Source organism: Rhodoblastus acidophilus, assembly GCF_900187365.1.
GTDB lineage: Bacteria > Pseudomonadota > Alphaproteobacteria > Rhizobiales > Beijerinckiaceae > Rhodoblastus > Rhodoblastus acidophilus.
The window spans coordinates 1-3,476 of sequence record NZ_FYDG01000051.1 but is presented as its reverse complement, the minus strand read 5'-3'; the positions used below and the strand labels follow the sequence as shown (position 1 = coordinate 3,476).

Annotated in this window: 2 protein-coding genes; one reads left to right on the top strand and one right to left on the bottom strand. The window is 52.2% G+C overall.

Annotated elements, in window-relative coordinates; genetic code table 11:
* Positions 1 to 205 precede the first annotated feature (205 nt).
* Positions 206 to 2,248: an ATP-binding protein gene (locus CFB24_RS22075; protein ID WP_088522765.1), complete on the top strand. Its 2,043-nt coding sequence runs from the start codon at positions 206 to 208 to the stop codon at positions 2,246 to 2,248.
* On the opposite strand, the gene CFB24_RS22070 is transcribed toward CFB24_RS22075, so the two are convergent.
* Positions 2,245 to 2,994: a DNA N-6-adenine-methyltransferase gene (locus CFB24_RS22070; protein WP_111390808.1), complete on the bottom strand. Its 750-nt coding sequence runs from the start codon at positions 2,992 to 2,994 to the stop codon at positions 2,245 to 2,247. The genes CFB24_RS22075 and CFB24_RS22070 overlap by 4 nt on opposite strands.
* Between the last annotated feature and the right edge of the window lie 482 nt (positions 2,995 to 3,476).

The window sequence follows — 3,476 nt, the reverse complement described above, 5'->3', positions numbered from 1 at the left end:
TGCGCCTCATCATTATCGAAAAGCGTCTCATCATGGTCGTCTTCAGGCTTCCAATACGGTATGATGACCAAGTCTTAGATGCTGACGAGACAGTGGGAACGGGGGAGCGGGGCATGAGCGGGCTTGTTCGCGCTGGGTCACGGCCTCGTCACGCAACATAAAGGCTGCTATCGTCCTGAGATTGACCAAATGTCAGGATTATCCCGTGACCATTTTGAAGTTGCACGCGAAGCAAGATCATCTCGAAAAAGTTGCTCGAACCCGCGATCCGATAAAGGCGATCTCAGAGTTTGTGTGGAATTCACTCGATGCCGAGGCAACTAACGTCTTCGTCGATTTCAAGAGAAATGCGCTTGCTGGGATTGAGGAAATCGTGATCCGCGATGATGGCGTGGGCATCAATCAAATGCACGCGGCCAGTGACTTTGCCAACCTTGGAGACTCTTGGAAGAGGTCCCAAGGTCGCACACCAAACCTCGAAAGAGCGTTGCACGGGAAGGAAGGCCGAGGGCGTCTCCGTTTTTTTTCTCTGGCGCACACTGCGAATTGGTCTTCCGTCTACGACGTGAACGGAAGTAAGTTCCAAATACAATTAACAATTCTAGCAACCTCGCTCGACAAGTGCGAGATTACGCAGCCAGCGCCTATCGCCGATACGGCGACCGGCGTGACTGTATCCTTATATCCGCTTAAAGAAGTCTTTGATTGGCTGGCTTCGAGTGAAGCGAGAAACGAATTTTGTGCGATATTCGCTCCATACTTGATGCAGTATCCCAATGTTAGCCTGTATTATGATTCTGATAAATTGAACCCATCCACGACGATTGAAGTCGCGCACGATTTTGCAGAACTCACGGTCAACGGCCCGAACCGTAAAATTGAATCCATTGGGCTCAAGGTCATTGAATGGAAGTCGGCGATTGAAAAGCGACAAATTCATCTCGGAGGAGCTGATGGCATCGTGCTTGGCTCTCAATCCGCGAACGTCGCTGCGCCCGGATTTTACTTCTCAGCTTACGCGAACAGCGCCTTTTTCGAAGAGATGGCGGAGGCAAATCTTCTTGAACTCGACAACCTGTCGGACCCAGATTTTATGGCTGTCCTCGCGGATATCCGTGAGAAATTGAGCAATTATTTCCGGAAACGACAGGCTGAACGTGCGCGTGGCCTTATCGATGACCTGAAAACGGAGGGTGTATATCCTTACGAAGGTGAACCGCGCGACGAGGTCGAGAGACGCGAACGCGATGTATTTGATATAGCAACGTATGCAGTCTCTTCATATTCTCGCGACTTCAAGCGATCAGAAGTCGCCATGAAAAAGATAACATTGACTTTATTACGAGAGGCGCTTCGTCATAACCCTGAGGAGCTAACAAATATTCTTAGGGCGATTGTCAATTTACCAAAAAATAAACAGAAGGAATTTTCCACCCTCCTGTCCAAGACGTCTCTCAGCAACATTATCAGCGCCTCCAGCCTCGTAGCCGACCGGGTAACGACGCTCACGCTTCTTAGAGCAATGGTGTTCGATGAGGCGCGGCGCAGGACGGTGAAAGAGCGGGGGGAGCTTGATGTGATCGTTAGAGATAACACTTGGCTTTTCGGTGAGCGCTTTCACATCACGATGGCTGAAGCTGGCTTAACAAAAATCATGGAGCGTGTATTGGACGATATGCACGCGAAGCGCACCAGAGGTAAAGGCACCCAAGTTCGCCAATCCGGAGGCAAGATTGGGCGCATCGATTGTTTCTTGGGAAGAAGCATCCCTTTGCCTGATAAGATGCAGCGTGAATACATCGTCGTCGAATTGAAGAGACCATCTAAGACGATCGGAAAAAAAGAACTCGATCAGATCGAGGAATACAAGAACGCGTTGATTGCACAAAGTGATTTTAATAATACGGTGACACAATGGAATTTTGTTCTTGTCACCGGAGATTACGACGGCGTCGTCAAGCATCGCGTGACTCAGAAAGATTGGCCTGTCGGACTGTATCAAAAGGGCGAGAATGTAAGCATTTGGGTCAAAACATGGGCGGAACTTATACGTGAATGCGAAGCCCGGTTCGACTTTGTGCAAGAAAAGCTTAAAGTAGACGTCGCCGACAAAGAGATCGATGAAAGGATCGCTGCGCTGAAAGCGGCGTTCAAAAACATTGAATCGCATTCAGATGTTGATGAACTCGATCCCGAGAAACTACGCCAGAGGTCACGGCCCGGACACCAAGTTGACGCAACGCTTTAGAATTCTTTGTTTAGCGGGAACTTTTCGTCGGAAATCTGTGGTGAGGTGCGCGCGGGAATATAGACCCCCGGCCATGTTTTGCGCGCTCTATCGATGAGCGCGCCCTCTCCACCGAAGACCATCAACATCATCGGGAACGGTGCTTCATAGCGTAATGGCTTGCGGTGTTCATCGGCGAACTTGATCCGACCCGGCAGTAAAATGACGTGGGCTTGATCGGCCAATCGCTGAAACGGCGTGTCGCCGACGCGGGCGGGCAACAGGCATAGGACCACCTCGGCATTTCCGAGCGCCACCTGCTCGGCGGCTTTTCGGACAAACGGCGCCATGAGCGTGAATGGTGGATTGAGCCAGACTCTCCCCATCCAATCTTGTTTCAAACCATCATCTTCTTCCGTGAAGCCCGCGATCTTCGGTTGGACGAACGACGCTGGATGCCAAGCCGGATCGGTATCAATTTCACCCAGAACGTATTGAGCCTGCTTGATGAAATGCTCCGGGGTCAATCTGACGTCTCTGATCCGGGTCGGTTGTTTATGGCGCAGAATGCGGGCGCGGATGGTAGGGGCGAGAATGCGCAGGACCTTTTCCGCCGTAGCGATATGAGCGCGATCAAGTTCGACATGACTGACGGCCACGGCGCTCACGCCCGCTCGCGCGGCAAGTTCGTTGACGCTCAGGCCCTGCTTGGTCCGCTCGCGCTTGATGCGCTCACCGAGGGTCGGACCGCGTGCAATGCCGCCCACCCATTCGAGCCCTATCGCCAGACTGACCTTGTTAAGTGTGGCCAGATTGGCGCGACCCTTTTCAACCTTGTGGATTTGATCGACGCTCAGGCTGGTGGCGGAGGCAACATCCGCCTGCGTTTTCCCAATGCTCTTGCGGTAATCCCTGACCTATTCACCCAGCACAGCAACCTACCAAACGAATCGATGATTTTTTTCATACGTTCGTTAGGCGGTTTGGGCGGAATGGTGAAGCCCAAGGAACCGTGCGTCACGTCGCCGAGATCATCGAGAAATCTCCAACTACGGATATTGAGTATGCGGATCATCGCGCTGTCTGGGCTGCGTTCGTGGAAGCGCTGCCTAGTTTCGGCGAACTTTGACGGCATCCAGTTCATGAGGATGAACTAGGCCATCGACTCATTAAACCGGCACCATATGCGAAAGGCGGCGAGCTTGACGCCTGCGAGGAAGTTGTCGGCTCGCTTGTCGTAGCGGGTGGC